The organism is Lentibacillus sp. Marseille-P4043 (assembly GCF_900258515.1).
In the GTDB taxonomy this organism is placed as follows: Bacteria; Bacillota; Bacilli; order Bacillales; family Amphibacillaceae; genus Lentibacillus_C.
In genome coordinates this window covers 1,518,737-1,544,392 of record NZ_LT984884.1, presented here as the reverse complement: position 1 = coordinate 1,544,392, position 25,656 = coordinate 1,518,737, and the positions used below count along the sequence as shown (strand labels likewise).

Annotated in this window: 29 protein-coding genes and 2 pseudogenes; 5 read left to right on the top strand and 26 right to left on the bottom strand. The window is 39.9% G+C overall.

The genetic code is table 11. The annotated features are described in order from the left end of the window. Positions 1–132 precede the first annotated feature (132 nt). From C8270_RS07585 to C8270_RS07575, 3 genes are all read right to left on the bottom strand, one after another. Positions 133–900, bottom strand: a complete 768-nt coding sequence (locus tag C8270_RS07585) for a tyrosine-protein phosphatase (RefSeq protein WP_106496250.1) — start codon at positions 898–900, stop codon at positions 133–135. A gap of 189 nt (positions 901–1,089) precedes the next feature. After that, entirely contained in the window at positions 1,090–1,788 is a 699-nt protein-coding gene (locus C8270_RS07580) for a CpsD/CapB family tyrosine-protein kinase (RefSeq protein ID WP_106496249.1), read from the bottom strand. Further along, positions 1,763–2,527, bottom strand: a complete 765-nt coding sequence (locus C8270_RS07575) for a YveK family protein (protein WP_106496248.1) — start codon at positions 2,525–2,527, stop codon at positions 1,763–1,765. The genes C8270_RS07580 and C8270_RS07575 overlap by 26 nt, the downstream gene beginning before the upstream one ends. A 498-nt stretch (positions 2,528–3,025) precedes the next feature. Between C8270_RS07575 and C8270_RS07570 the strand changes: the two genes are divergently transcribed. Next, positions 3,026–4,141, top strand: a complete 1,116-nt coding sequence (locus C8270_RS07570; protein ID WP_106496247.1) for a C40 family peptidase — start codon at positions 3,026–3,028, stop codon at positions 4,139–4,141. Between the two features lie 616 nt (positions 4,142–4,757). Here C8270_RS07570 and C8270_RS07560 read toward each other — a convergent pair. From C8270_RS07560 to metA, 5 genes are all read right to left on the bottom strand, one after another. Further along, positions 4,758–5,711, bottom strand: a complete 954-nt coding sequence (locus tag C8270_RS07560) for an NERD domain-containing protein (protein ID WP_106496245.1) — start codon at positions 5,709–5,711, stop codon at positions 4,758–4,760. 239 nt (positions 5,712–5,950) lie between these two features. Beyond that, on the bottom strand, positions 5,951–6,058 hold the full coding sequence (locus C8270_RS20435) for a putative holin-like toxin (protein WP_234028512.1): 108 nt from the start codon (positions 6,056–6,058) through the stop codon (positions 5,951–5,953). A gap of 389 nt (positions 6,059–6,447) precedes the next feature. Further along, on the bottom strand, positions 6,448–6,768 hold the full coding sequence (locus tag C8270_RS07555) for a nucleotidyltransferase domain-containing protein (protein ID WP_234028511.1): 321 nt from the start codon (positions 6,766–6,768) through the stop codon (positions 6,448–6,450). Continuing rightward, entirely contained in the window at positions 6,768–7,169 is a 402-nt protein-coding gene (locus C8270_RS07550) for a nucleotidyltransferase substrate binding protein (RefSeq protein WP_106496244.1), read from the bottom strand. Before C8270_RS07550 ends, C8270_RS07555 begins: the two co-directional genes overlap by 1 nt. A gap of 519 nt (positions 7,170–7,688) precedes the next feature. Further along, on the bottom strand, positions 7,689–8,597 hold the full coding sequence (gene metA, locus C8270_RS07545) for a homoserine O-acetyltransferase MetA (RefSeq protein ID WP_106496243.1): 909 nt from the start codon (positions 8,595–8,597) through the stop codon (positions 7,689–7,691). A gap of 317 nt (positions 8,598–8,914) precedes the next feature. On the opposite strand from metA, the gene C8270_RS07540 reads away from it, so the two are divergent. Further along, positions 8,915–9,841, top strand: a complete 927-nt coding sequence (locus tag C8270_RS07540) for an Rpn family recombination-promoting nuclease/putative transposase (RefSeq protein ID WP_199794657.1) — start codon at positions 8,915–8,917, stop codon at positions 9,839–9,841. 505 nt (positions 9,842–10,346) lie between these two features. Here the strand turns inward: C8270_RS07540 and C8270_RS07535 are convergent. Beyond that, positions 10,347–11,039, bottom strand: a complete 693-nt coding sequence (locus C8270_RS07535) for a copper homeostasis protein CutC (RefSeq protein ID WP_106496242.1) — start codon at positions 11,037–11,039, stop codon at positions 10,347–10,349. Positions 11,040–11,255: 216 nt separating this feature from the next. Further along, positions 11,256–11,445 (bottom strand): annotated as a pseudogene (locus tag C8270_RS07530) (family 1 glycosylhydrolase); the annotation flags it as partial. A gap of 400 nt (positions 11,446–11,845) precedes the next feature. Between C8270_RS07530 and C8270_RS07525 the strand changes: the two are divergent. From C8270_RS07525 to C8270_RS20815, 3 genes and pseudogenes are all read left to right on the top strand, one after another. Next, entirely contained in the window at positions 11,846–12,622 is a 777-nt protein-coding gene (locus tag C8270_RS07525; protein ID WP_106496241.1) for a Cof-type HAD-IIB family hydrolase, read from the top strand. Positions 12,623–12,654: 32 nt separating this feature from the next. Further along, positions 12,655–12,846 carry an HAD hydrolase family protein gene (locus C8270_RS20820; protein WP_442785792.1) on the top strand — a complete coding sequence of 64 codons (192 nt, stop codon included), beginning with the start codon at positions 12,655–12,657 and terminating at the stop codon, positions 12,844–12,846. Between the two features lie 2 nt (positions 12,847–12,848). Continuing rightward, a pseudogene (locus C8270_RS20815) lies at positions 12,849–13,091 on the top strand (HAD hydrolase family protein). A gap of 171 nt (positions 13,092–13,262) precedes the next feature. On the opposite strand, the gene C8270_RS07515 reads toward C8270_RS20815, so the two are convergent. The 16 genes from C8270_RS07515 to C8270_RS07440 all read right to left on the bottom strand — a co-directional run bounded on the left by C8270_RS07515 (position 13,263) and on the right by C8270_RS07440 (position 25,572). Next, a complete protein-coding gene (locus C8270_RS07515; RefSeq protein WP_106496240.1) occupies positions 13,263–13,760 on the bottom strand; it encodes a hypothetical protein in 498 nt (165 codons plus the stop codon). 331 nt (positions 13,761–14,091) lie between these two features. Continuing rightward, complete coding sequence (locus tag C8270_RS07510) at positions 14,092–14,493, bottom strand: hypothetical protein (protein ID WP_106496239.1); 402 nt, start codon at positions 14,491–14,493, stop codon at positions 14,092–14,094. Between the two features lie 81 nt (positions 14,494–14,574). Next, entirely contained in the window at positions 14,575–15,042 is a 468-nt protein-coding gene (locus tag C8270_RS07505; RefSeq protein WP_106496238.1) for a hypothetical protein, read from the bottom strand. A 112-nt stretch (positions 15,043–15,154) separates the two neighbouring features. Further along, positions 15,155–16,342 carry an LXG domain-containing protein gene (locus tag C8270_RS07500; RefSeq protein ID WP_158701646.1) on the bottom strand — a complete coding sequence of 396 codons (1,188 nt, stop codon included), beginning with the start codon at positions 16,340–16,342 and terminating at the stop codon, positions 15,155–15,157. Between the two features lie 66 nt (positions 16,343–16,408). Next, positions 16,409–16,690, bottom strand: coding sequence for a YwqI/YxiC family protein (locus C8270_RS07495; protein WP_106496236.1), 282 nt, complete (start codon positions 16,688–16,690; stop codon positions 16,409–16,411). 20 nt (positions 16,691–16,710) lie between these two features. Then, positions 16,711–17,100, bottom strand: coding sequence for a YwqH-like family protein (locus C8270_RS07490; protein ID WP_106496235.1), 390 nt, complete (start codon positions 17,098–17,100; stop codon positions 16,711–16,713). A 217-nt stretch (positions 17,101–17,317) separates the two neighbouring features. Next, a complete protein-coding gene (locus C8270_RS07485; protein WP_106496234.1) occupies positions 17,318–17,710 on the bottom strand; it encodes a hypothetical protein in 393 nt (130 codons plus the stop codon). 35 nt (positions 17,711–17,745) lie between these two features. Further along, a complete protein-coding gene (locus C8270_RS07480; RefSeq protein ID WP_158701645.1) occupies positions 17,746–18,375 on the bottom strand; it encodes a hypothetical protein in 630 nt (209 codons plus the stop codon). Positions 18,376–18,527: 152 nt separating this feature from the next. Continuing rightward, entirely contained in the window at positions 18,528–19,517 is a 990-nt protein-coding gene (locus tag C8270_RS07475; RefSeq protein WP_106496232.1) for a tagatose 1,6-diphosphate aldolase, read from the bottom strand. 4 nt (positions 19,518–19,521) lie between these two features. Further along, positions 19,522–20,466: a 1-phosphofructokinase gene (gene pfkB / locus C8270_RS07470; protein WP_234028510.1), complete on the bottom strand. Its 945-nt coding sequence runs from the start codon at positions 20,464–20,466 to the stop codon at positions 19,522–19,524. Positions 20,467–20,472: 6 nt separating this feature from the next. Beyond that, positions 20,473–21,624, bottom strand: coding sequence for an N-acetylglucosamine-6-phosphate deacetylase (gene nagA / locus C8270_RS07465; protein ID WP_106496231.1), 1,152 nt, complete (start codon positions 21,622–21,624; stop codon positions 20,473–20,475). Between the two features lie 27 nt (positions 21,625–21,651). After that, a complete protein-coding gene (locus C8270_RS07460) occupies positions 21,652–22,068 on the bottom strand; it encodes a PTS sugar transporter subunit IIA (protein ID WP_106496230.1) in 417 nt (138 codons plus the stop codon). An 80-nt stretch (positions 22,069–22,148) separates the two neighbouring features. Further along, positions 22,149–22,964 carry a PTS system mannose/fructose/sorbose family transporter subunit IID gene (locus tag C8270_RS07455; RefSeq protein ID WP_106496229.1) on the bottom strand — a complete coding sequence of 272 codons (816 nt, stop codon included), beginning with the start codon at positions 22,962–22,964 and terminating at the stop codon, positions 22,149–22,151. Beyond that, positions 22,954–23,727, bottom strand: coding sequence for a PTS N-acetylgalactosamine transporter subunit IIC (agaW, locus tag C8270_RS07450; protein ID WP_106496228.1), 774 nt, complete (start codon positions 23,725–23,727; stop codon positions 22,954–22,956). Before agaW ends, C8270_RS07455 begins: the two co-directional genes overlap by 11 nt. 80 nt (positions 23,728–23,807) lie before the next feature. Next, entirely contained in the window at positions 23,808–24,290 is a 483-nt protein-coding gene (agaV, locus tag C8270_RS07445; RefSeq protein WP_106496227.1) for a PTS N-acetylgalactosamine transporter subunit IIB, read from the bottom strand. A 106-nt stretch (positions 24,291–24,396) separates the two neighbouring features. Then, positions 24,397–25,572: an SIS domain-containing protein gene (locus tag C8270_RS07440; protein ID WP_106496226.1), complete on the bottom strand. Its 1,176-nt coding sequence runs from the start codon at positions 25,570–25,572 to the stop codon at positions 24,397–24,399. Positions 25,573–25,656 lie beyond the last annotated feature (84 nt).

Below are 25,656 nucleotides of genomic sequence, written 5' to 3'. Positions count from 1 at the left end.
ACTTCCTCGTAAACAATCTAGTATAGTGTACCAGTTCAATAGAATAACTGCCAAATAATGGCGCTTGGATAAATAGTCGTATTTCCTGGTTTACCATAGGCGGAATGTCCTATATAAGCATAGAGGCGTCCTTTAACGCGAGAATAAGCCTTTACGTTTCGTCATGCGACTTGGTGCATCTTTAATAATCGGTTTGCCCTGAGTAAGTAATTCACTATTTTCCATGAGCAAATCGGCCGTCTGGGCACCCAATTGTTTTGTCATTACTTTATATGCCTGTTGTAGTTTACTATCCCGTTTTTTCGCATCGTAAGCATTTGACCCGATAAATTGGGCTAAGCTCGCTTCCAGCATGTTTAACGCAAATTTTTCCGTTCGCTTGCCAGCTGAACCAGTTATACTCGCTGCATTCAACTGTGTTAGTGCGCCATTTTTCACCAGATCATACAAGCGATTCGGATTATCTACTAATTCCCGGTTCTCCTCCGGGTGAGCAATAATCGGCTTGTACCCAGCAATTTGCATGTCGAAAACAAGCTGGGAAGCAAATGATGGCACATGGCTGGTCGGCATCTCGAGCAGCACATAACCCGAAGACTCATTGAGTGGCAACAATAACCCACGTTCCAAATCCGCTACGATGTCTGCATACATCATAATCTCCTGGCCAGGCAACACCATCAGATCAATCTCCGCCTCACGTAGTTTTGCATTTACATAGTCTACCGCCCCAATAATCGCATCCTTCTCATTCTGAAACATGCCATTATTGTGATGTGGCGTTGCAATTACCGTATGAATCCCCTGTTTAGCAGCCTTTTTGGCCATCGCAAGTGTCTCCCGTAGTGACTGAGGACCATCATCAAGGCCAGGCAAGATATGACAATTTATATCGATCATGTAACCACCCTCACTTCATCATATTTCGTCTATCTGAGAAGCTTTTCTTGTAGTAGTTAATTCCTAATTACAAGGATAACAAACATAAGCTATTAAAACGATGATTTTCGTGTTGTTGTGGAACTAGTCTTTGCGCTGATCGAATTCGTATAGCAAAACTCCTCACCCAACAAAAGTGAGGAGCATGATTTAATTTGTACCGTAGTAGTAATAATAATTCGCTTCTTTTTTCTCCCGGTCGTTTAATACCGTACCAAGGAATTTAGCTTTTGCGGACTGTAAGACGTCGATTGACTTTTTAGCCGCATCGTATTCTGTTTGGTTACTTCTTACCACCAATAAGGATCCATCACAATAGTTAGCGAGAATTTGCGCATCGGTTACCGCAAGTACTGGAGGTGTGTCGAACAGAATCACATCATATAACCCACGTATCTCCTGGATAAATTGCTCCATCTTTTTGGACCCTAGTAATTCAGATGGATTTGGCGGGATTGGCCCACAAGAGATCACATCCAAATTTTCCACATTCGTATTTGAAACGGCTTCCGCTACCGGTGTCTCCCCAACAAGGATGTTACTCAACCCGGTCAGGTTATCAAGTCGAAATGTGTAGTGGGCAGTGGGTTTCCTTAAATCAGCATCGACAAGCAGCACTCTTTTACCTTGTTGTGCGTAGACAACCGCCAGATTCGATACCGACGATGACTTCCCCTCTGCCGGCCCTGATGACGTAACAAGAATCGTTGCTAATTCTTCATCAACCGAAGCAAACTGCAAATTTGTCCGGACTGTCCGGAACTGCTCAGATATTGGTGACTTCGGATTCAGCTTGGTGATTAAATGTCTGATTTTGCTCGTTCTAGATTGATTTTTTCTGCGTGCCACGGAAATCACCTCGTTTCGCTCGTTTTGCTGCAGGTTGATAACTATCGCCCCGCACATCTTTATCATCGATATGACTGATCACACCTAATACCGGTACATTAAGCTTCTTGTCAATATCATCTTCCGTTTTAATCGTGTTATCCAAGTACTCAAGCAAGAACGCAAGCCCAACACCGACCATTCCGCCAAGCACAATCGCAATCGCAATATTCAACATTGGCTTCGGACTTACCGGTGTTGGATCAGCCTTCACTTCCGCTTCCGATAATATTTTCACGTTATCGACATTCATAATATCAGGAATTTGCTCTTGAAAAATTTCCACCGTTTTGTTCGCCATTTGTGCGGCAAGGTTTGCATCTGGATCTGTCGCTGTCACCGTCACAACCTGCGAATTTTCTGCACTGGCGACTTCAATTTTATCTTGCAACTCTTCAGTAGTAAGCGATAGGTCTAATTCATTAATAACATCTTCCAATATCGCAGGACTTTTAATGATAACATTATACGTATTGATCAATTCGACATTTGTCCGGATATTATTTACATCATATTGTGCAGCAGGATCCTGCTCACTTTGGTTAACAATAAACTGCGTGCTAGACTGATACGTCGGCGTTAAAACAAAATAACTAATAATAGCACTAATCAATGCCGCACCAACGATCAAGGAAACAATCAGCAGCAACCGCTTCTTGATAACCTCAAAAATTTCTTTGAGGGAAATCGTCTCTTCCATTTCTGTACCTCCATATGTTTCGATTCTTGTAGTATCTAGTAAAATAGAACTAGTCATTATTTAGACATCATAAACGAAATTATAACATAAACAGACCCATTTGCAGCGATTTTTTCTGAAATTCACCTGTGGTGGGACGTGGGGACAGGTTTGTTGTCCCAGGACAAAACCCATGTATGGCGCGGGATACAGGGTGGGACACTTAACCTGTCCCCATGTCCCAAGTGGTTATATTACAATATGATTACAAATGTGCTATAAATCTATTAAAAATTTAGACAATCATGGTATAATAATGTCACTTTATAGTGTGTGTTCAAAAAGGAGGATAAAAAGGACCGAGTAGTTCGAGGCGACGTAGCTTTGAGTACCGGAACGTATGCTATTAATACGTGAGGAACGGAAAAGCAAGCCAACGAAGAAATTCGATGTGTCATTTTTACCGGACTTTTTTGAACAACCTTTTATAGGAAATTTATGGGGAGAGGGGATAGTCAAATGGCCAATAAAAAAATTATCATGTCGGTAACTGCTAGTGCAGCAATCGCATCAGCAATCTTCGCGGCTGATGAAGTTGAAGCAGCATCATACAAAGTACAAAGCGGGGACTCGCTATGGGCCATTGCGCAAAAGTTCGACACAAGCGTTTCCCAATTGAAAACGGTTAATAATCTAGCAAACGATATTATTTATCCTAATCAAGTAATCGAAACAGAAGGCGGAAAAACGCAATCTTCAACTAAACCTACTACTACTAAACCATCTACAACAAAATCGAGTACATATACAGTGAAATCTGGTGACACATTGAGCGCCATCGCATTTAAGCATAATGTCTCTATTGCAGATCTGATGAAATGGAACAATCTTGATTCGACATTGATTTACCCTGGGAATGTGTTTGTCGTTACTAAGAACGGATCTAGTTCTGGCGCGAGTGCTGGATCTGGATCTAACGCTGGGGCTGACACAAATACAGGCGGTAATACGAGCTCCAATAGTGGGACAAGCTCTGATGCCCAAGTTGGATCATCCACCGTCTACACCGTGAAATCTGGTGACACATTATCAGCCATCGCCTCACGTAATGGCGTGACCGTTGATAATCTGAAAAAGTGGAACAACTTGAAATCAGATTTAATTTACATCGGACAAAAATTGAATATCGGCTCCAATGCAGGTAATGGAACCGTTGATAAAGATACATCCGAAAATGTCAGCTCAGGCGGATCTTCCTCAGTCGGCGTCGATTACGATGTCTCCAAATTGATCAGCACGGCAAAAAGCATGAACGGCGTAGGATACGCATGGGGCGGCTCATCACCAAGCGGTTTCGACTGCAGCGGCTTCATCTATTACACGTTCAATAAAGCAGGCAAAAGTATCGGCAGATTATCAAGTGAAGGATACTACAACCGCTCATTCTATGTAAACAAGCCAGCAGTTGGCGACCTCGTATTCTTCGAGAACACATATAAGAGCGGAATCTCACATCTAGGAATCTACCTAGGCAGCGGCCAATTCATTCACGCCGGATCAGATGGTGTGCAGATCTCAAGTGTGAGCAATCCATATTGGAAGAAGCACTTTGAAGGATATAAGCGGTTTTATTGATTTAGAGGTACTTTGAAGGATATGGCGGGTTTATTTGGATTAGAGGCACTTCGAAGGTTATGAGCTGGTTTATTTTGGATTAAAGTTAATAAAGTGTTGGTTATGGGAGGACTTCAGCGTGGCTGGAGTCCTTTTTTTATGTGGGTGGGGCGCGCGGCTTTCGGACGCAGTGCGCGGCTTTCGGACGCAGTGCGCGACTTTCGGACAAGCGTGCGCGACTTTCGGCCTGGGATGCGCGACTTTCGGGCGAGGGTGCGCGACTTTCGGACGAGGGTGCGCGACTTTCGGACGAGGGTGCGCGACTTTCGGACAAGCGTGCGCGGCTTTCGGGCGAGGGTGCGCGACTTTTCGGACGGGGTGCGCGACTTTTCGGACGGGGTGCGCGACTTTCGGACGAGGGTGCGCGACTTTCGGGCGAGGGTGCGCGACTTTCGGCCGGGGTGCGCGACTTTCGGACTGGGTGCGCGACTTTCGGACGAGGGTGCGCGACTTTCGGACGAGGGTGCGCGACTTTCGGGCGAGGATGCGCGACTTTCGGACTGGGGTGCGCGACTTTCGGACGGGGGTGCGCGACTTTCGGGCGAGGGTGCGCGACTTCAGGCTAAGAGTGCGCCCCCTACCTTTTAATCCACCTATTATGCTCTTTCTGATATATAAGGTTGCTAGCTTTTAAAATCCTGGTGGCCACGCTTCTGGAATTTAAATTTAGAAAGCGACGGCACTCTTGGTTGGTAATCCATGGTTCTATTAATAATCGATAGTCAGATAGCGCGTTCAAGTTGGCTTTTTTAAACGTTTTTTTACAATAATCGCATTTCCATTTTCCATAGATACGTCTCATCCCCAACTGCCCACAAGACGGACAGCGCACACCTGGCTTAATATCCTGTTTTTTAATCCCGTACTGCGAGAGGATGTCCACGTCAAATTCCTGACATTCTCGCAAAATTCCCTCACCAATTTTACGGCTTGGTAATCTAGCACTATTATTGCGAGCGTATTCAGCATCCATTTCCATCAGCTTCATTGGAACGTGGTCGCCGTGCATCACGACTCTAGCAATATCTTGTTTATCACCGATTACTTTTATAACAGTACTTGGTTCTGCGATTGCAATGAAAAAGTGTATGGGAACGTTAGGCAAGTGATGGTCATGGAGCCAGTTTTCGATTTGAAGGTAGTGATTCTCGGCTTGGGTGATGGGATATCGATAACCTGTTTCTTTATCCCCATCATCGCGGGTAAATTGTTTGAGAATAGTATCAAAGGTAATGGTACCGGTATAATTTTTACTATCAATAAGGAAAATTGCATGTTGCGCTATAACAATAGTATCGATTTGAAAGGTTTTGCCATTCCGTGTCTTTAGGCAAACATCATGCAAAATCGTATATCTATGAGCGAGCTGATCCAGATGATGATCAACTTTCTTTTCACCAATATATCCTTTGAGTCTTCTTGCAACATCTTGTTGTAATTCAGGTAATTGCTTAAAATGGGGCGGTATTCTTGGAATAAGCGCTTCTAGTTTTTCCAGTGGGAGTGGTTTGGGGCGTCGTCTTATAATCATGTTATGCTCCTTTTTTATGAAATTGTAAGTTGAGGAAGATAAGTAGTCATACAATTATTATTCGCAAAGTCCAAATAATTTGACAGTCTAAATAAATAAAATTATAATATACTTATAATGAAGTATCGAGTAGCGTGAACTACCCGATACCGGCAACTACAAACTGCATAAAGAGCAGTTGGCCAACGTGAATATGTTTGTTCTAAAAGAAGTAATGCTAGCCTTGGTGGGGTGAGCGATTACTTCTTTTTTTCCAGGTAGACGACAATAGTTACAATTAATGTAAGTGTAGCAACAAATAATAAACTAAATTGCGCTACTAAGTTTAAGGCTTCATATGTCGTCATCCTACCACCTCCTCCCTTTTACGGATAAAGGAGATGGCCAACCGCTCACTATACCTTGTAGTTGCTGATACCATTTTATCATAAGCGTTGATAGATTGGTAGAAAAATCAGAATATAGGTTCATGATTTAATGATACGATAGCTGTATCACAATGTTAATAAACATCACCTCTATTACCCGTATTTTTTCAAACAGTTTGTCTATCTAAAGTGCATTTTAAAATTAATTTGATAGAATAATAAAGTATCGATTAGTGTGAACTACCCGATACCGATAACTACAAACTGCATAAAGAGCAGTTGGCCAGCTAAAATATGACTGGACAATAGAAGTAATCGCTAGCCTTGGTGGGGTGAGCGATTAATTCTTTTTCAAGTGGCACCAAAAGTTAACGTTTATCTTTTCTAGAATATACTTCAATCCCAACCGTATCAATATGAACTTTTAACTTCTCACTCCCAACAGTTTTATAATCCAAAAGATCGAAAAAATAAGGCAGTGGATAATCCTCGTTTAATAAAATATTTAAATCCGATATGGTTTTTCCTGTAACTTTTTTACCAGTTATAGCCATGTCTACATCCGAGCCTTTTTTATAATTACCGATGGCTCGACTGCCAAAAATAATTGCCTGATCAATTTCTTCAAAATGCTTTAATGCTTTTACAATAAAATCAATATCTCGGTCTAATAATCCAAACATGACCATCACCATTCCTTCAAAAGTTCTTCATACAATACTTGGATGGCTGGCAAATATATTGTCGTAATTTCTTCTACAAATTCTTTTGCTAATGTTTCATCGTACGTATGCGTGGTCAAATTTCGTTTGGATAGGGCTTCCAACCATACATGACCGTCATCAATTAATTCAATTTGAAATGCCTGCTTAATTGCATCTCTTGGACTCTTAATAATATAGCCTTGCGCTTCCAAATAATCCTTTATAACCTTCCAGGATAGTTCAAATGTCATTTCAAAAAATCGGATGATGCCCGCTCGTTCTAATTCGGTTTTTATAGGTTCGGTGGAATACTTCTCCAACAGTTTATAGGACCTTTCAAAGTTTTCAAATCTCTGCTTCCAGCGTACTTCGTCTGACTGTTCCATATTGAGCAAAACACCTCGCTAAATGTTAGTCATATTCTATATATTATAATTAAAACATGCACAAAAACAAAATTCATCTTAGAAACTAGAAAATACTTATAGGAAACAGTTGGCCAACGTAAATATTCTAGACTAACAGAATTATTCGCCAGCCTGGATATGGGGAACGATACTTCTGTTAGCTCAGAATTAATACAATAGTAGTTGCAGCAATAGAAAATCAAATTGTGATCAAACTTAATGCTTCACCAGTCGTCATTCTACCACTTCCCCTTTATATAACATAAAGTACGAAGAAGATGGTAAATCGACAGCTCTTAGTGATCCCATTTTACCTCAGCTTATAATAGATTAGCAGTGAAATGGAGACAAATTAACCTCCATATGATAGATACTGTCATAATTCCTCGCATATACTTCATCTATAGCTTCATCATCAACCATCATCTTTTGACAAAATATTACCCGGGAAATATCTCATAAATTTCCGGCAATTTTAACATTCCATATTGTAGTCACTTACTCCCACACAAAAGGCGTTTGCTGGTACACATAGTAATTTAGCCAATTGGAAAATAACAAATGGGAATGGGATCGCCATGTGTTAAGTGGTTCTTCGTTGGCATTATTATTAGGAAAATAATTTTTCGGCATTTCGGTATCTAGGCCTTTATCAATATCACGCGTATACTCGTCTGCAAGTGTCGTAGCATCATATTCCAAATGGCCAGTGATCATGATATGTTTTGCGTCGTTGGACATGATAATAAACGCCTCGTCATCATATGTAGTAGAAAGCAGTGACAAGCGCGAATCCTGTTCAATCGCTTCCTTGGAAACCTCAGTATATCGCGAATGTGGTGCATGGAACACCTCATCAAATCCCCGCAAAAGTGTCTTGGATCGATCTAAGATGTGATGCTTATAAATGCCAAAGCGCTTTTTCGGCAAGGCATGTTTATCAATTCCGTAATGATAATACAATGCGGCCTGCGCTCCCCAGCAAATATGCAAGCAGGATGTCACATTTTGCTTAGACCAATCCATTATTTCCGTTAGCTCGTTCCAGTAATCGACATCCTCAAAATCCAACTGTTCAATCGGTGCTCCAGTAACAATCATTCCATCAAAACGATTCTGTTTAACATGGTCAAACGTTTTATAAAATGTATCCAAATGGTATTTACTTACATTTTTAGACTGATGCGTTGCCATTCGTAAAAACGTAATATTCACCTGTAATGGTGTATTTCCAAGCAACCGCAAAATCTGTAATTCCGTTTTCTCTTTTTCCGGCATCAAATTTAAAATCAAAATATTAAGCGGACGAATATCCTGCGTAACAGCACGATCCTCATCCATCACAAAAATCTTCTCCCGCTTCAACTCATCCCGAACCGGCAACCTCTTAGGCACATTAATAGGCAAAACAACATCTCTCCCCTAACCAATATTATAAAACCCATTATATAATTGAAAGAAGATTTGAACAAGGGCGGGACATGGGGACAGGTTAGTTGTCCCAGGCGGAAAGGCAGGATATATGTGGATAATCGTGTGGGACACGGGGACAGGTTAGCTATCCCCGTCAGTTTTATGGAACATCTAAAAAGAATGAGTAATGTAAATTTCGTAAAACAGCCAACAAAACACTTGTTCCCTATTTATTTATCTGCTATACTATTAATAGAAAATTCACACCTCGGTTAATCCCACTTCATAACCCTACAAAAGGATGTGCTAATATGTCAGTAGCGACTTTAGTAAAAGAAGAATCCACTGGCTACACCAAGCATGATCAGCTATTCAAACAATTAATCCATACGTTTTTTGAAGAATTTCTAGCGGCATATTTCCCAGAAGTTCACCGCAACATTGATTTTCAGTCCATCAAGCCATTTTCAGAAGAAGTTCATACCGACTTGCTAGAAGGGAGTACAAGAAGATTAGACATCGTCATCGAAACAAAATTAAAGGGCACGGATACGATCATTATCGTTCACGTTGAGCCACAAAGTACAACTCAAACGGATTTTCATGATCGGATGTTTCGCTACTTCAGTCTGTTGTATAATAAATACAGAAAACCAATTATCCCTATTGCCGTATTTAGTTACGATGAAAGTTGGGAAAAGGATGAATATACGATGCGCTTTCCCTTCTTTCACGTTCTCACTTTTAACTACATGACATTGCATTTACAGAAAAAGAACTGGAGAGACTATATTCAATCGGATAACCCTGTAGCAGCCGCCCTGCTTAGTAAAATGGGATTTTCGAATGAAGAACGGATCCAGGTGAAAATTGAATTTTTAAAAATGATGGCCCGAATGGAATTAGATCCAGCAAGGCAACGACTTATCTATGGCGTTTTTGAAACATATTTGAAATTAAACAAAGGTGAGGAGGAAGAGCTAATGAAGGAAATTAAGCAAATGGACGATGCTGAAAAAATTCTGGAATTACCAATTTCGTATGAAGAAAGAGGAATTGAGAAAGGCAAGAAAATTGGCGAACAAATTGGTAAAGAACGTGGTGAACAATCTGGAATTAAGAAGGTTGCGCGAGAAATGCTAAAGAAAGGATTGTCCATTGAATTCATCGCAGAAGTTACCTATTTGGAAAAGAGCGAGATTCAGCGTTTGGCAAAGGAATGTAAAGAAAATTTTTAATCAAAATCATCCCTAACCACAGCACTATGTATTAACAATTTCTTTTTCACTCAAATTAGAATATCCTTTAAAAAAGGTTGGTGAAGGGAATGAGTTTATTAAGTGAGCAATAATATTTCGTTCGAGGACTTCAAAAAGATCCAAAACAAAACAGATAAAGTATTAGAATATATAGACGGACTAGTGTATATGGCACCCTCCCCAAGTATTCAGCATCAGGAAATTTCTTCGTTTCTGGATTGTTAACCCTTTGTTGAACAATATAATGATATATTCCTTAAATGAAAAGGTGAATATCAATTGAATCTAATTTCTTCTGAGGGCACTGCTAAATCAAATGAGTGTAATGGCTTTGAAGTAAAAGTAAAAGACATATTCTAATGACAGGGTCAAAAAGTCTATGAACGATATACCCGATCCATCAAAAATAACGGGGACAATATCTCATCCAAACTCACACCTACAGCGCCGTGTGGGACAAGAAACCTGTCCCCATGTCCCACCTCTAATTTTTTAGTGTGTTGGTTAGGTTTGTGATTTTCTTTTGGTTGAAGGGGTTTGCGAGTGTTTGATCGATTCGAATTGCTTTGCCAAAGTGATATTGGTTTGCGTTTACTGTTTTATGAATGTCTTGGATATTTTCAGGTGTTAGTCCGGATCCAGGCATTATTTTAGGTCCGTCCAGTTTTTTAGCGGTGTGTACGAGTTCTTGGAGTTTGCTTTTACCCGCAACACAGTCACGTTCACCACCTGAGGTTAGTATTCGTTTCACGTTTTGCTTGTATTTGGTGAGCGTTTGGTATGCATCGTGAAGTGAAGTCACTTCGTCAAATGCTCGGTGAAACGTAATATCCAGTTGTGGTGAAATCTCCATTACGTTTTCTAGGACTTTTTCATTTATTGTATTGTCTTTATTCAATGCCCCAAATACAATCCCATTTCCGCCAAGTTCCAATACATTCTTAATATCTTCATAAATGATTTGCAGATCGGCATTTGTATAATAATAATGATAACTGTGCGGTCGAATCATCACCTGAACCGGGATCGACACACTACTAAGGACTTGTTTTATTGTTCCATAGCTTGGTGTTAATCCTCCCTCTTGAATGGCAGATACTAATTCGATCCTATCCGCACCAAGTTCTTCCGCCTGTTTTGCCTCTTGACCATTTTGCGCGATAACTTCTAACTTCATATTACTCAACTTCCTTTTCATTAAAAATTTTCTTTGCCCATATATCTTAAATTGTTTGATTAATTTGTTCTGCTAAATTTTCAATCCTCATGCTTTTTCATCTCTCCTTTTTTCCACTGGGGCTAAAATCAGAAAAAGGCGACTCATGGAGTGTAACAAAGGATACTATAAAAGAGACATTGAAGGCGTATCTATAAGGCTTTCCTTTTTCATAAATTATAATTCTTCCCCATTCGTTGCAATGGCACCAAGCAAAACTTTTCCTTTTGCTGGTTTTAGTGATCCGTTTCCTTCATTATCCCGATCAACATAAATGTAGCCAAACCGTTTTTTTCATTTCACCAGTCTGAACACTAACAATATCAATTTGACCCCAACTTGTATACCCGAAGATATCAATACCATCTCCTTCCTTTTAAATGTTCTCTATGCATATGTATTTTCCAAGGTCTATAAAATTCATATTTCCAACTACTTTGATCACCAGGAAAGCTCAAATAAGATTATGCTGAAGGTTAATGATGATACTATTTGTGTTTTTTCTAATCTGATTTCGATAGTATTCCTTAGTGAGGTCGGCTAAGAAGTTTGTGCACGCATATCGATTAGGGTACAATGAATATGGAAATTAAACCAATACTGTATGGTAGGGGTAATTGAATAGCTCTTCTTTCTTTGCACCTCGCTAAATAGGGAAAGCAGACGATTCATGTTAGCCAAGACTACCATTTTGCGTTGTTGCGTTTGTTGCGTTGTTAATAGATTTTATGACTTTACACAGGTTTACAAAAGAGAGGAGAACTAACATGACACAAAAAATCATTTTCTTTGATATAGACAACACATTGCTGGATTACGAAAAAAAGTTGCCCGAATCTACGAAAAAAGCTGTCCAGCAATTACAAGATGATGGGCATATCGTAGCAATTGCTTCAGGACGCGCGCCATTCGCTTTTAAAAATTTACTAGAAACGTTAAATATATCAACATATGTCAGTCTTAATGGGCAGTACGTCGTGTATAAAAATCAAGCAATCTATGAAAACCAGCTAGATTTTGCAGCGTTAAATCAGTTAAATGAGGCAGCCGCAGAAAGTGAGCATCCAATAGTTTACCTTGACCATGAAGATTGGCGCTCAAGTGTTGAATACCATCCACATGTAGAGGAGGCGGTAAGTTCTTTAAAACTCAATCATCCAGTTACATATGATCCAAACTATTATCGCAATCATGCTATTTATCAGTCCCTATTATTTTGTGATGGAGAAGCTGAGCTGCAGTATAAAGAAAAATTCCCTCAGTTTGAATTTATACGTTGGCACCGTTATTCTGTTGATGTTTTGCCAAATGGTGGTTCAAAAGCAAACGGAATTAAAAATCTGATTCATCATCTTGGCATTGACCTTAACAATACCTATGCTTTCGGTGACGGGCTAAACGATATAGAGATGCTAAAATTCATTCCAAACAGTGTAGCGATGGGGAATGCGGAACTCCCAGTTAAAGAGGTAGCTAAGCATATCACAAAAGACGTTAATCAAAATGGCGTTTTTCATGGTCTGAAGATTGTTGGTCTTTTATAAAAAAGTGATGAAAGCGGCTAAAAAGGAAGATTATGGCGAGAGATTACAAACTGATTGCTATAGATATAGACGGAACTCTGCATAGCCATCATCAAATCACACCTAGAACGAAAGCAGCATTGATGAAAGCACAAGAAACTGGAGCTGTTATTGTTTTGGCTTCGGGGAGGTCTAGGTCCGGTTTTGTTAATCAAATAAGATCTTATCAGCGCCTTTCTATTTAGAAATGACAATGCTTGGAATTAGTAAACGTAGTTCATTGGAAAGAATTTGTAACCATTTAAATATCAGTCAAAGTGAAGTAATTGCCTTTGGTGACGCGGAAAATGACATGGATATGATTTAATTTGCAGGTAAAGGTGTCGCCATGGGGAATGAAATACAGGACCTGAAAAACATAGCGGATGAAGTGACACTTTCAAATGATGAAGATGGAATTGCGTATGTGATTGAAAGGTATCTTGATTAGATTTTACAGGCGGGGTTGAATTTCCCCTCTTCTCGTTCTAGAATACTGCTATTCCATTTTCAGATAACTCTGGCTGCAAATATCTTTTTTATGAAAAAAAGGATGAACATCTGTCCACCCTTAAATCTGAAGAAATTTTATTGAAGTGTTTTTGTGTAGGTAATCTAGTAGTCATTTCATGCCCATTGTTGTCTTAATACGATGGATGTCAACTTTGTTCGCCCAGGTTTCGTCCCGTACCAGTTCTAGTTTTACGGAATGATCATCCAGCGCCTCTTTCAAAAAGCCGAATTCCTTTGCATTTGAAACTTTCATGCCATCGACTTCTGCCTTTAAGTATTCTTGGCCAGTCCGTAAAGCACGCAAAATTTGTCCATGCTCTTTCAACGTTTCGCCTTGCATTTCAAGCTTTTGTTCAAACCCTTCCATTCGCTTATCCACTTCGCCAAAGCGTGTGTCCATGCCATCAAAGCGCTTGTCCACCTCGCCAAAGCGTCCGTCCATGCCATCAAAACGCTTGTCCACCTCGCCAAAGCGTCCGTCCATGCCGTCAAAACGCTTGTCCACTTCGCCAAAGCGTCCGTCCATGCCGTCAAAGCGCTTGTCCATACTATCAAGTCTTTCCGTGATGGCCTCCAGCATACCAATGATTTGATCTTCTTTTTCCAATCTGTTCACCTCCCCTTATTCTTTTGTCTAGTATAGCATATTCCGAACTGCTAAAGTCGATATTTGTAGAATTATTGTCAAATACCTGACCCCATTCAAATCCAAAACCACACCCACAAGAAAAGCTCCTAGCCGTGGGACGCGGGGTCAGGTTAGGTGTCCCAGTCACCCAATCCCGCTAGAATAGGCTTTGCGCGCACTTAATATATGGGACAATTAACCTGTCCCCATGTCCCACTGTGTTCATCCGATATGCTCCATATCTTTCCCCATGTCATCCAGAAAGCGAGAAAAAAGTGGCGAAAAATAACTCTTCCGAAATTGAATATTTTTAGTTTCGTTCCAAGTAGCAAGATTGTCCTTCACGAAGACCCCGTCCCTTTAAAACCAGACCATCCTCATTAATTATTTTTAGTTGATAGTGAAATAAAACCGCTCCCATATCATTAGAACTTTCGTCTGGACCTGAATCACGAAATGTTATTTTCCCTTCTTCATTTTCGCTAAGATAGTACTCAAAATCTCTTCCACGTGTTTCTACATAAACAGTATTCCCGTCCTTAAATTTTATTCCGTCCTGAAAAGGATAACAATTAGGTTCGCCTTTCGCTTCGCCATCCTCATATCCTGCAGTCCCAATCCAGTTTCCTCCAATTAAATCTTGTTCGGTTATTTCTTGTCTACATCCGATAAGAATAAATAAAAGAGGTATTATTAAATAGATCTTTTTCATGGTTAGCAACCTCCAGCTAGGTAATCAAATTAAATAAGCTTTAAACATTCGAACCGTACAAAATCTGTCCAGTTTAACATCCTATTCTCCAAATCTGATATAATCATACACATCATCATCAAACTCTGTATTATGATCAATCCAATATTCACTTATCTTTTGCCAATTTTGAGCCTCAATCAGATCATTTCGATAAGGAATATCTTGATTATCATCATAAACTTGCTTCCACCGGTCAAGAAAATCAAATGTTTTATCTGTTGGATAAAGTTGTACTTGTGGTTCTTCATTTGATCCGGGTAGGGTACGGTTTTGTGAAATGGTAAATTCCATATTTAAAAATCCTGCTGTTTCTTTAGCTTTTTCAATTGTTGTCTCCCCTTCAAGTTTTTCTTCACCTGAACGATACCCAAATACTGATTTAGCAATATTCATTGATTTTCCCGTTACTGCTATAGGGGTACTTACTGATTTTGTCATTTCACTTACAATTTTGTTTAAGGCCTGCTTCGCGATATAGCTAGATGTATAATTTGCTTTTTTCTCCAATAACTTTTCAGTTTCTAAGTGATCTTCAAGATTGGAGGCATCTGCCGTCGTGTAATACGTTACTTCGGATATATTAAAATTTTTTGCTATAGGATTACCCGGGTCAAAAATACTATTTTCGAAATTCCTCTTCTCTTAAGACATTGTTGGAACCAGAATTATACTCAGCTGTTTGTAATGCTGTTTTTAAAAAATGTCCAGAAACGTTATTGGGATCTTTTTCATATTCAAGCATATCGACCCGTGCAACAGTTTCTTTTCCTAGTGCAGAGTAATAATTTTCTAATAGTATTAAATAAGCTTCCAATTTTGCTTTTATGCCACGATCCACATTAAGCTGCTCAGTCCTTTTATCCCCCATGTAAACATAAGCCTGAATCATGGCCATTTCTTCATCCAGTGCATTCTTTGAAATAACTATTTTTTCATTCAATCGTTCCTTTAACTTATCAATACCGTTTTCACTGATAGAATCCGCAATTGATTTAATTTCGTTCCTTTTTTCCGAATCCAGGTACACATTTTGAAAATAATCATAAAGCTTATTTTTTTCAGCAGGGGTTAAACTTCCACCATTACGCAGTTTTTCAAATAGAGGCTTAAACTCTAAACTCTCCATATACCCCTCGCCATAAATACTATCCATAACCGCTTTATACACACCAATCCCTTTCACAGCTTCCATACTAAAATCAGCAACCGATAAATCGCCACCTTTAAACTTAGCCTGGATTTCTGTAATATACTTCTTCATCGTCTGCAAATCTTCTTTCGTTTGTTTTAGCTGGGAAGTTTCATAGTTATCAAGAATCGTAAGCTCCTCTACAACTTTCTCCGCTTTCTTCTTCCCATCCTGAACATTGTCTAGTACTTCTGTATCATCAATGTGTTCAATCGCAACCAAATCACGCACACTATCAATAATGTTATTTGCATCATCTGTTAATGCAATTGTCTTCTTTTTCACCTTATTAAAACCGTCTTCCACGTCTTGTTCTAAAAATTGCTGTTTAACAAAACCATCCTCATTCGACTCAAACGTTTTAACGGAATCCTTCATTTCCGTCAATGTATTTTGGAAATCAACCATGGATTGATACAGGAAAATTAAAAACGGCTGATGAACCTCATTGAAATAGGAGCGAATCGCCTCCCCACCTTTTCCTTTTAACGCTTCTTCCAATCCATAAAAGTCCCGTACTCCCCGCTGCATCCCACTAATTTGATCGTAAAAGGTATCAATATCCTGAACTGCATTATCGATCCCAGCTTCCAAACTGCTAACCTCTAAAACTTTCAATACAAGCACCTCCTAATCAGGATTTTTCTTATGCTCTAATCCGAAATATTTATAAAACACATGAGATTAATCCGTCATTTCGATTGCTTCGGCCACCTCTTTTTCTTTCTCTAGGAAATTTTCAACGGCCTCATTGGCTGCTTGAACATTATTCAAAAATAATGCTTTAAATTGACTTAGCAACTCATCATAATCGCGTTTAATTTCATTGAATGCTGTGACCATATCAAGCTCATTTTCCCCTTCGATTTCTTTGGCAAAAGTAGTCTTGAGTTCCTCCGCGGATGAATGTAAATCGGCAATACCCTTATCAATCTTATCCGGTTGAAACTTAATTTCATTGCTCATGATTAATTTTTCACCTCCAGTTACAATGCTGATAAGGCCGCTAGCTGTGCTTCAAGTGACGAAATAGTGTTTTCCAAGCTTGCTATCTCCTGTTTTACGATGGCAATCCGGGCACTTATTTTCCCCTCTGCAGCACTAATTTGTTCATTGTGGATAGCAACAAAGCTCGCCTGCAAACCATCTTCTCTAAACCCATCCAAATCATCGGCATTTTCGCCGTGAAACGTTTTCGCTGTAATCTCAGGTTTTAGGCACATCCCTTTCGATTCCATAAAATCACTTTTGTTCATTCCCAATTCAGACAAAGCCTTTTTTAAACGCCTTAGTTCTTCCCTCTTTTCATTTAACTGTAAACGATAGGCACTTATCAGACCCTGAATAGCCGCAAGCTGCGCACCCGCTGAGCTCATGCTAACACCCCACTCCACTAATCCATTCTGCTTACCTTTATTTTTAAATTGAGGTATTTTTCTAGTAGGGACGCGGGGACAGGTTAGGTGTCCCAGCTCAGATATCGATGAGGACGGGGCTTAGCAGTGGGACAAGAAACCTGTCCCCATGTCCCAGCACCGGCAGCCCCATGTCCCGGCAGCAAAATAGCAGGACAGGGATTCATCCCTTGTCCTGCTATTTCTTCTTCTTCTGCTTTTTCCATCTTTTCTTCTTTTTAGTTTTTGGTTTTGCAATTTTTAATGTTCTTAGCCTACCTGGCAGTTCCTTGCTTTGTGCTCCCATACACATTCCAGCAAATGGATAGAAGGACTCTTTCTTTTCTGGGAATATTTCCGCTTCAAGTTCCATTATATTTCCTTCAATTTCATCCATTTTACCAGCTGCCTCTAATTCTTTCCCAGTAGGCAAGAATGGAATTTCACCATCTGTATACCGATAAATGTTAAACAGCTCTAATAAACCAATAGCAACCATTTCCCGCAAGTTTTCTGGAGATAATACGTGATAATCACTAGCACCTAATAATAACTGTTTATAGTGATAAGCAGCTTTTTCATACTCTTTCATCTGAAAGAAAAATCCACCGAGTGTAAAATGGGACTCTATTTGACCAGGATCAATGAGTAAGAATATTCGTAAACACACGCCGCCAGCTCTGGGCGATTCCCCTTATCATATAAATTACCAAGCCGGTTCCAAATAAAAGAATTGGCCGGATCTTCTTCCAACTGGTTAAAAAGATGCATTTCACCATCGGAACTAAATAAATGCCAGCTTCCGTCATACAATTGGCTTTCTCCTATTTCAAATCTATCTTTCATTCCCCCGGCAACACTTGCCAGCACTCCTGCCATAGGGGCGATTGAAAATTGTGTTGGCATTTCCCAGTTACCTGCATCATTACAATGTTTGCAGCGAAAATATCCCGTAGTTTGTATCTTACTAGCTGGATCATCAGCATTTTTCTTCTCATCATGATTATAAATCATCAGCCCCACATCATACTTTCCTTTTCGCCCGCAACTGTTACACTTTATCATGAACGAATTTTCTCCAAAATGCTTTTCAATATCCTCTTTTTTTCTATTGACCTGTTTAGCATATCGGCCCGGTAGCCATGATATCGTTGGTGAACTTGGAATATCTGCTGCATCTTTCCCTGTTAGTTGTTGAATCAACAATGGATTAATTTCCGCGCCAGGCACTTGAATCACTCCCTGAATTTTGATCATTTTTCTATTATACTATTAGATGGGGCAGATGGATAGGTTCGTCTTAACTATGAGGGATTTTTGGATCTCCTTTATAATTTCTTACTCTACAAAAAGCCCCGGTATTAACCGAAGCTTTTGTACAATCTAGTTTAATTTGAAATTCATATTTATTATATAACTTCATCCCAAGGTGTCGCCGTTTCTTTGATTGCACCCATCACGTTTTTCAGATTGGCAGATCCTGTTGTTTCAAGCCATTGGTAATAGGCATCCTCGTTTCCTTCCGCGAAAGGCTTCACACCTTCCTTCCAAATAGCTCTTCCACAAAGACTTCCACTGAACCTAGCACCTGCCCTCTTGGCAAAATGCAATGTTTCAATGAATTGCTCGTTTGTCACACCACCACTTAAATAAATAAATGGCAAGCGGCTTTTTTCGGAGCAGGTACGATACAATCCTGCTGCTTCTTCCCGGCTGAAAACGGGATCATAATTTTCGTATTGATCATAGCCTTCAATATGGAAAATAGACACAGGTACTTCAACTTTCAATACATCAATGCTATACATTGCTTTTGAGAACTCTTCCATAAAATATTCCACAATTTCCGGTTTTCTTTTTGCAAATTCAGTCCCTTTCGAATCTAGACCTTCAGCGCTATATGAAACAGGCTCTAAAATGAAAAGAATATCATTTTGCTTACATTCATCACCGACACGTTTGATAAGTGCTTTTTTTATTTTGTTGATTTCCTCTTCTTCCTTATGATCATAATACACTAGCAATTTAACAGCACTTGCCCCAGCCTTTGCTAGATCCTGAACTGCATAATTATCAACTAGATTAGGTAAACGGCCTTTTTCCGTAGCATCATAGCCCGTTTTTTCATATGCCATAATTAAGCCGATTCCCTTTGTTAATTTCCCTGCTGCATCCCAGCCATATTCGGGATCAAGAAGTAATGAAGATGATTGATTGCCAAGCACCTCACTGACACCCACTTTAAATTGGCTTAATCCCTCTTCATAGGAAATCGTGTCATTAAACGATTTGATCATTTTCCCTAACGATCCCCGCTGATCCATTGCGGTCGCTAAAATAACGTTATTTTCATTTGAAATTAATTCTAATCCTCGTTGTTTACCTGGTGATAGTTTCATTGATTTATCCCCCAATTGCTATTTCTTCTACTTGGATATTTTCCATACACCAATCTATTTTTTCTGGATTAATATGACCTGTTTTTTCCTCCATCGCATTTAACACACCCATAGCCAGTCCAAATTTAATCAATTCCTCGTTTATGAACCCGCGTGACAATCCAGCAGCAAAACCGGCTATTACAGAATCACCTGACCCCACTGGATTTACTGCTTCAACTTTTGGTGGCTTTGCACGATACATTACCTCATTATGTTTCACAAGCGCACCTTCTGAACCAAGTGTTACCACTACCCATTCCACATCAGCAAACATAGCAGATTTCATGGCATCGATAATGTCCGCTTCATTGGTCAATTTCCTCTTCAGTAAATCAGCCAATTCCTCCTGATTTGGCTTTATTAAGTATGGCTTACTAATGCCTTTTAATGTGTGTTCTAAGAGTTCCCCTTTGGTATCTAACAAAACAGAGGTATCGTTGTTTCCAGCTGTATCAATTAATTTTTCATAAAAGTCATTCGTTAAGCCTTTTGGTAAGCTTCCTGATATCGTAACCAAATCTACCTTCCGAACATATTCTGTAAATTTTCCAAGAAAGTCATTGGTCTCACTCGCCTTAATAACCGGACCACTTTCCAGGATTTCTGTCTGTCGTCCTTCATGGATCACCGCAATACAGTTCCGTGATTCGCCTTGAATCGGTACAAAAAAGTCGTGAATACCAAGATGGACTAATTGTGATTGGATAAAGTTACCTAAACTGCCACCTAAAAACCCTGTTGCAGCGATATCTTCTCCGAGTAGCTTCAGTACCCGAGACACATTTAGACCCTTACCACCAGCAGTCTTGGAAACATCACGTATCCGATTAACGCTATCAAGCGCGAACTGATCAAGCTTATAGCTCACATCAACTGCGGGGTTCAATGTCACTGTTAAAATCACCATGATCACCTACACTTTCCGATACTTCATCTCACCTGCAACAGCCGTAGCTTGGACAACTAATTCATCATCTAACACAACATAGTCTGCTAGTTTCCCACGAGCTATGCTGCCCATTTCCGTTTCACGCCCTAGACTTTTAGCCGGAGAGAGGGAGGCCCGATGCCAGATTTCATATAATGGCTTATCGCTCCATCTATGCAAGTTAGCCACCCCGTCAATAAGCTTTAACGTGCTTCCAGCTAACGAACCTGCTTCTGTCCGTGCAACTCCATCCTGCTGCATCACAACCGGAAATTCACCAAGATGATAATGTCCGTCTGGCATCAACCCCGCACGCATGCAATCCGTAATCAAAACGAGCTTATCATCCTTCACACGTGATGCTAATACTGCTATATCCGGGTGCACATGATACCCATCACAAATCAACTCAGCAAATGCTCTGGAATTTGTAAGTGCAGCACCCGCTACACCAGGATCACGATGATGTAATCCTGACATGCCATTAAATAAATGCACAAAGTCTCGTGCCCCGACGTCCACGGCAGCACAACAACAATCATAGCTCGCATCCGTATGCGCAAGGCTCACTAACACGTCTTCCTCACTAACCCGACGAATAAACTCCAACGCTCCATCACGTTCAGGTGCCAATGCAATTTTCACAATGGTACCACCCGAAAGTTCTTGCCAATGTTGGAATTCCCTAAGATCAGGATCACAGAAATATTGCGGGTTTTGCGCTCCTTTATGTTTTTCCGTGAAATACGGCCCTTCTAAAAAGATCCCTTCCGACTGTGCACCTGGCAGACCTTCCCTAACAGCTTCTGCTACAGTCGCAATAGCCTTGTCTAAGTCTGCTTTACTTGATGTCAGTGTCGTCGGCAAATATCGTGTCACACCTAATGGAAGAATTGCTTCCGAAATTTTTTTGGCTGCGTCTTTGGTTCCATCCATAATGTCATAACCATTGATTCCGTGAATATGTGTATCAAACAAACCCGGGGCTATTGTATAACCGGTCCAATCCACAACTTCGGCATTAGGTGGAACCGTGTCAGCAAACGAACCAAAACGCCCATCAACAACCTCTATATATTGATTAAATACTTCTTGACTTTCTAGTAAATAACGATCTGCTTTGATGTAAAATGTCATCGTGCATGCTTCCTTTTTTATAATTGTTTAAATTCCATCTGCATCGTCTACTGCCTGCTTTTGCTTGATTCCAAATTGCTTGATATTTTCTTTTCCTTCCATTAAAGCTTTCTCAACAAATTCATCTACACTAAGTTCCCGTTGAAATAGTCCACTTAATAACATAGGTGAATTTGTTCCGCCAATAACACGAACACTTTCCTTCGTTGCCGCCAGTCGTGAACACACATTAAACGGTGTCCCACCTGCTAAATCGGCAAAACAAACGACCCCAGAACCTGTGTTAACTTTATCTATAGCCTTCTCCAGTTCTGTTTGAAGTTTTGCCTGATCTTCTTCAAAGGGAATAACTTCCACTTGCTTTACTTCCCCTGTAATTAACTGCACTGACTGCAGTATCCCATTTGGAAATGATCCATGTCCTGTTAGTACAATTCCAATCATGTTATCTACCCTTTCTCATGATGAATTTTCAAAAGGAAGGGAAGCTCCCCGATTCATCAGAGAGCCCACCCTTAAATCCGTTACAAAATGTTAAAGTAAGAGCCAATCAATCCAACAACTACAGTAAGCCCGATTAACATTAATGGGGAACGGCCTTTTTTTAATAACCAATACATCAATAATGTATAGGCCAGTGGAAGCATTGCTGGCATTATTTGATCTAATACATCTTCCTGTACATTCAATTCTGCTTCGCCAGACTTCCAAACGTAAGTTACGTTAAACGCTACATATGTTGCAATTAATCCTCCAACTACTGTCAAACCAACAATGGAGGCAGCACGAGATACATGCTTTGTCCCTTCTTTCAATTTTGCGATGGCTTTTACACCTGTTTTATAACCATAGCTCATTAATCCAAAACGAGCTCCAAAGTGGATGACGTTAAATGCAATCAAAAACACAAACGGACCAAGGACATTTCCATCTACGGCAAGTGAGGCACCAATCCCGGCCGTAATCGGCAGCAAGGTTAAATAAAACATCGCATCCCCAATACCACCAAGCGGGCCCATTGTAGCTACTTTAATCCCACGAATGGCTTCTCGATCCTCTTTCTTCTGTTCCATTGCGAGAATAACACCCATGATAAACGTAACGAGAAATGGATGCGTATTAAAAAACTCCATATGATCTTTCATCGATTTACTTAAGTCTTTTTTATTTTTATGAATATGCCGTAACCCAGGCAAAATGGAATAAAGCCATCCACAAGCCTGCATCCGCTCATAGTTAAAAGATGCTTGCAACAGTAATGATCGCCACACCAAATGACGTAACTGTTTCGGCTGTAAGTCTTCAGCTGGTGTTTGATCTTCGTATACATTAGATGCCATCAGTTATTTCCTCCTCTCGAGGTGCATTCGCAGGACCTTGCTTATTCTTGTTTTGGTAAAAATCATACAATGCAATCGCTAGACCAATCAGTGCAATTGCTAGGATTGGCATTCCCAGATATGCTGCCAGAACAAAGCCGACAATAAAGAACATCACATATTCGACCTTCATCATAATCTTCAACAACATCGCAAAGCCGATTGCTGGCATGATGCCTCCAGCAATTGAGAGTCCATCAATAATCCACTGTGGTACCGTTTTCACAAATGCTGCTGCTTCTTCTGCACCAAGATAAATCGGTAAAAAGGCAATTAAAGCATTAAAGACAAATAAGATTGTTATCCCCAGATAGTTTATCTTGTCAATCCCCTTATAATTGGCATCCAGTGCAAACGTATCCGCTTTATGCATCACTGGTGCGAAAGCTGTGAAGAATAACGTAATCAAACCTTGTACTGCTACAGCGAATGGTATTGCCACACCAACTGCAACATTCGGATCCTGACCGGCAATAATACCAAAAGCAGTACCAATGACTCCACCAATAACGACATTAGGCGGTTGTGCACCTGCAAGCGGTACCATTCCCATCCAAATTAATTCCAATGTTCCTCCTACAATTAAACCCGTTGTAACGTCGCCCAAAATCAGTCCAACTACAAGCCCTGTAACTACTGGCCGGTGAATATGTGTCAGACCAACATAGAGATCAATCCCAATAATACCAGCCCAGAGAGCAATTAATATAGCCTCAAACAACATAGGTAAACCCTCCCTTGAAGTTTAGTAATCTAGTTTTCAAAAAAATAATGTGTATCGACTCTAGCAAACTTACATACATTTTAGAGCAGATCTAAAATATTTTGTCCCTTTTCATTCGGTACCCTTCGCAAATCAAGTTCCACACCCAGTTCATCTAACCGTTTAAATGCTTCAACATCTTTGTCATCAACAGATACAGTAGATGAAATCTGTTTCTTACCTTCCTCGTAATGCATGTTTCCAATGTTCAAATGATCAATCGGGACTCCCCCCTCTTTTAATTTCAATGCATCATGCACATCTTTCACTACTAAAAATATTTTCTGACGTGGTGATGCTTTATGAATAATATCCACTGTTTTTTGCAATGAAAAATAACGAGCCTGTATCACGTCTGGTAAAACCATATCCATTAAATTTTGCTGTACCTCGTCTTCCGATACTTTGTCATTCGCAACAACAACTAAATTAGCGCCTAAATGATTCACCCATGTAACACCCACTTGACCATGGATCAAACGATTATCAATTCTTGTTAGTAATATATTTGGACCTGTTTCCATATCTACCATTCCTTTGTTTTTAGATTTTCATTTGTAAACGTTAGCAATATACTTTTATTTATAGTCACGCAACACAGCTAGTGCCACGCGACTTCCTTAACAATAATTATTTATCATACCCATAAATCGTTACACCCTGAACAACCCGGTTTACACGCCCATCTGGACTAGGGTTATCCGGTGTAATGCCCAATTGTATTGATTTTTTCAATGCTAATGTTTGAGCAAAAATAATATATAATAATGCGAGATGAAAATCACTAGCGAATAAATCCTGACCATAGTTTACTGGAATCGTCCAATCAGCAAGTTCATCCACCTCTTGATCTTTTTTCTCTGTAAGTGCAATCACCTTCATTTCGGAATCGTCTGCTGCCAATTCTCGTAAAATATCCATGTCATATTTTCTCGTATAGGCATCTTGGGACATGAATAAAACGACTAATGACTTTTCATTCAAAATTGATTTCGGACCATGTCGGAAGCCTAGTGATGATTCATGAATAGATACAACTTTACCTGCTGATAATTCAAGCATTTTCAGTGCAGCTTCGTGGGATAATTGTCCGAGCAACCCTGATCCCAGATAAACAACCCTATTAAAGTCAAATGCCAAAATATCATCGATGCTCTCCGCTATCGATTCGATTAATCGTTCGCCACTCGCAATGATTTGTTTAGTCCTATTACCAGTAAAGGCATTAGACGTAAACAGTGCGTATGCTGCAATGATCATACACGTAAAACTACTTGTCATCGCAAATCCCTGATCATGCGCTTTATCTGGTGTCAAAATCGTGATAGCATTATCATCACTTTTTATGTTTTTCGCAAGCTTGCCGTCCTTATTACATGTAATAACAACCTGATAAAAATGATCAATAACCTGTTCTCCTAGTGAAACAGCCGCCACACTCTCCGGGCTATTCCCTGATCTTGCAAATGACACCATGATCGTTGGAATATCTTTGAGAAGGTATTCATTCGGATTGGAAACAATATCTGTTGTCGGAATCGCTTCAAACTGCACTTTTCCTTTCGTTTGTTTCCGTAATTCCGGAACAAGTATGTCACCAATAAATGCTGAAGTCCCTGCTCCAGTCATAATCACTCTTATGTTTTCATGCTTTTGATAAATCGATTCAATAAATCCTTTTAACGATTCTCTTTGTCGAAAAATCATCGAAACGAGTTCCTGCCACACTTCTGGCTGCTGGTGAATTTCACTTGCGGTATGCACTGCTTTCTTCATTTCTAGCTCTTCAGCTGTTAGATTAAACATTCGTCATCCTCCATCAGGTAATATTTTTATAGTCTATTTATAATAGTGGTTATGTTGTCATTACCAGTTTGCGTTTTAAGTAAC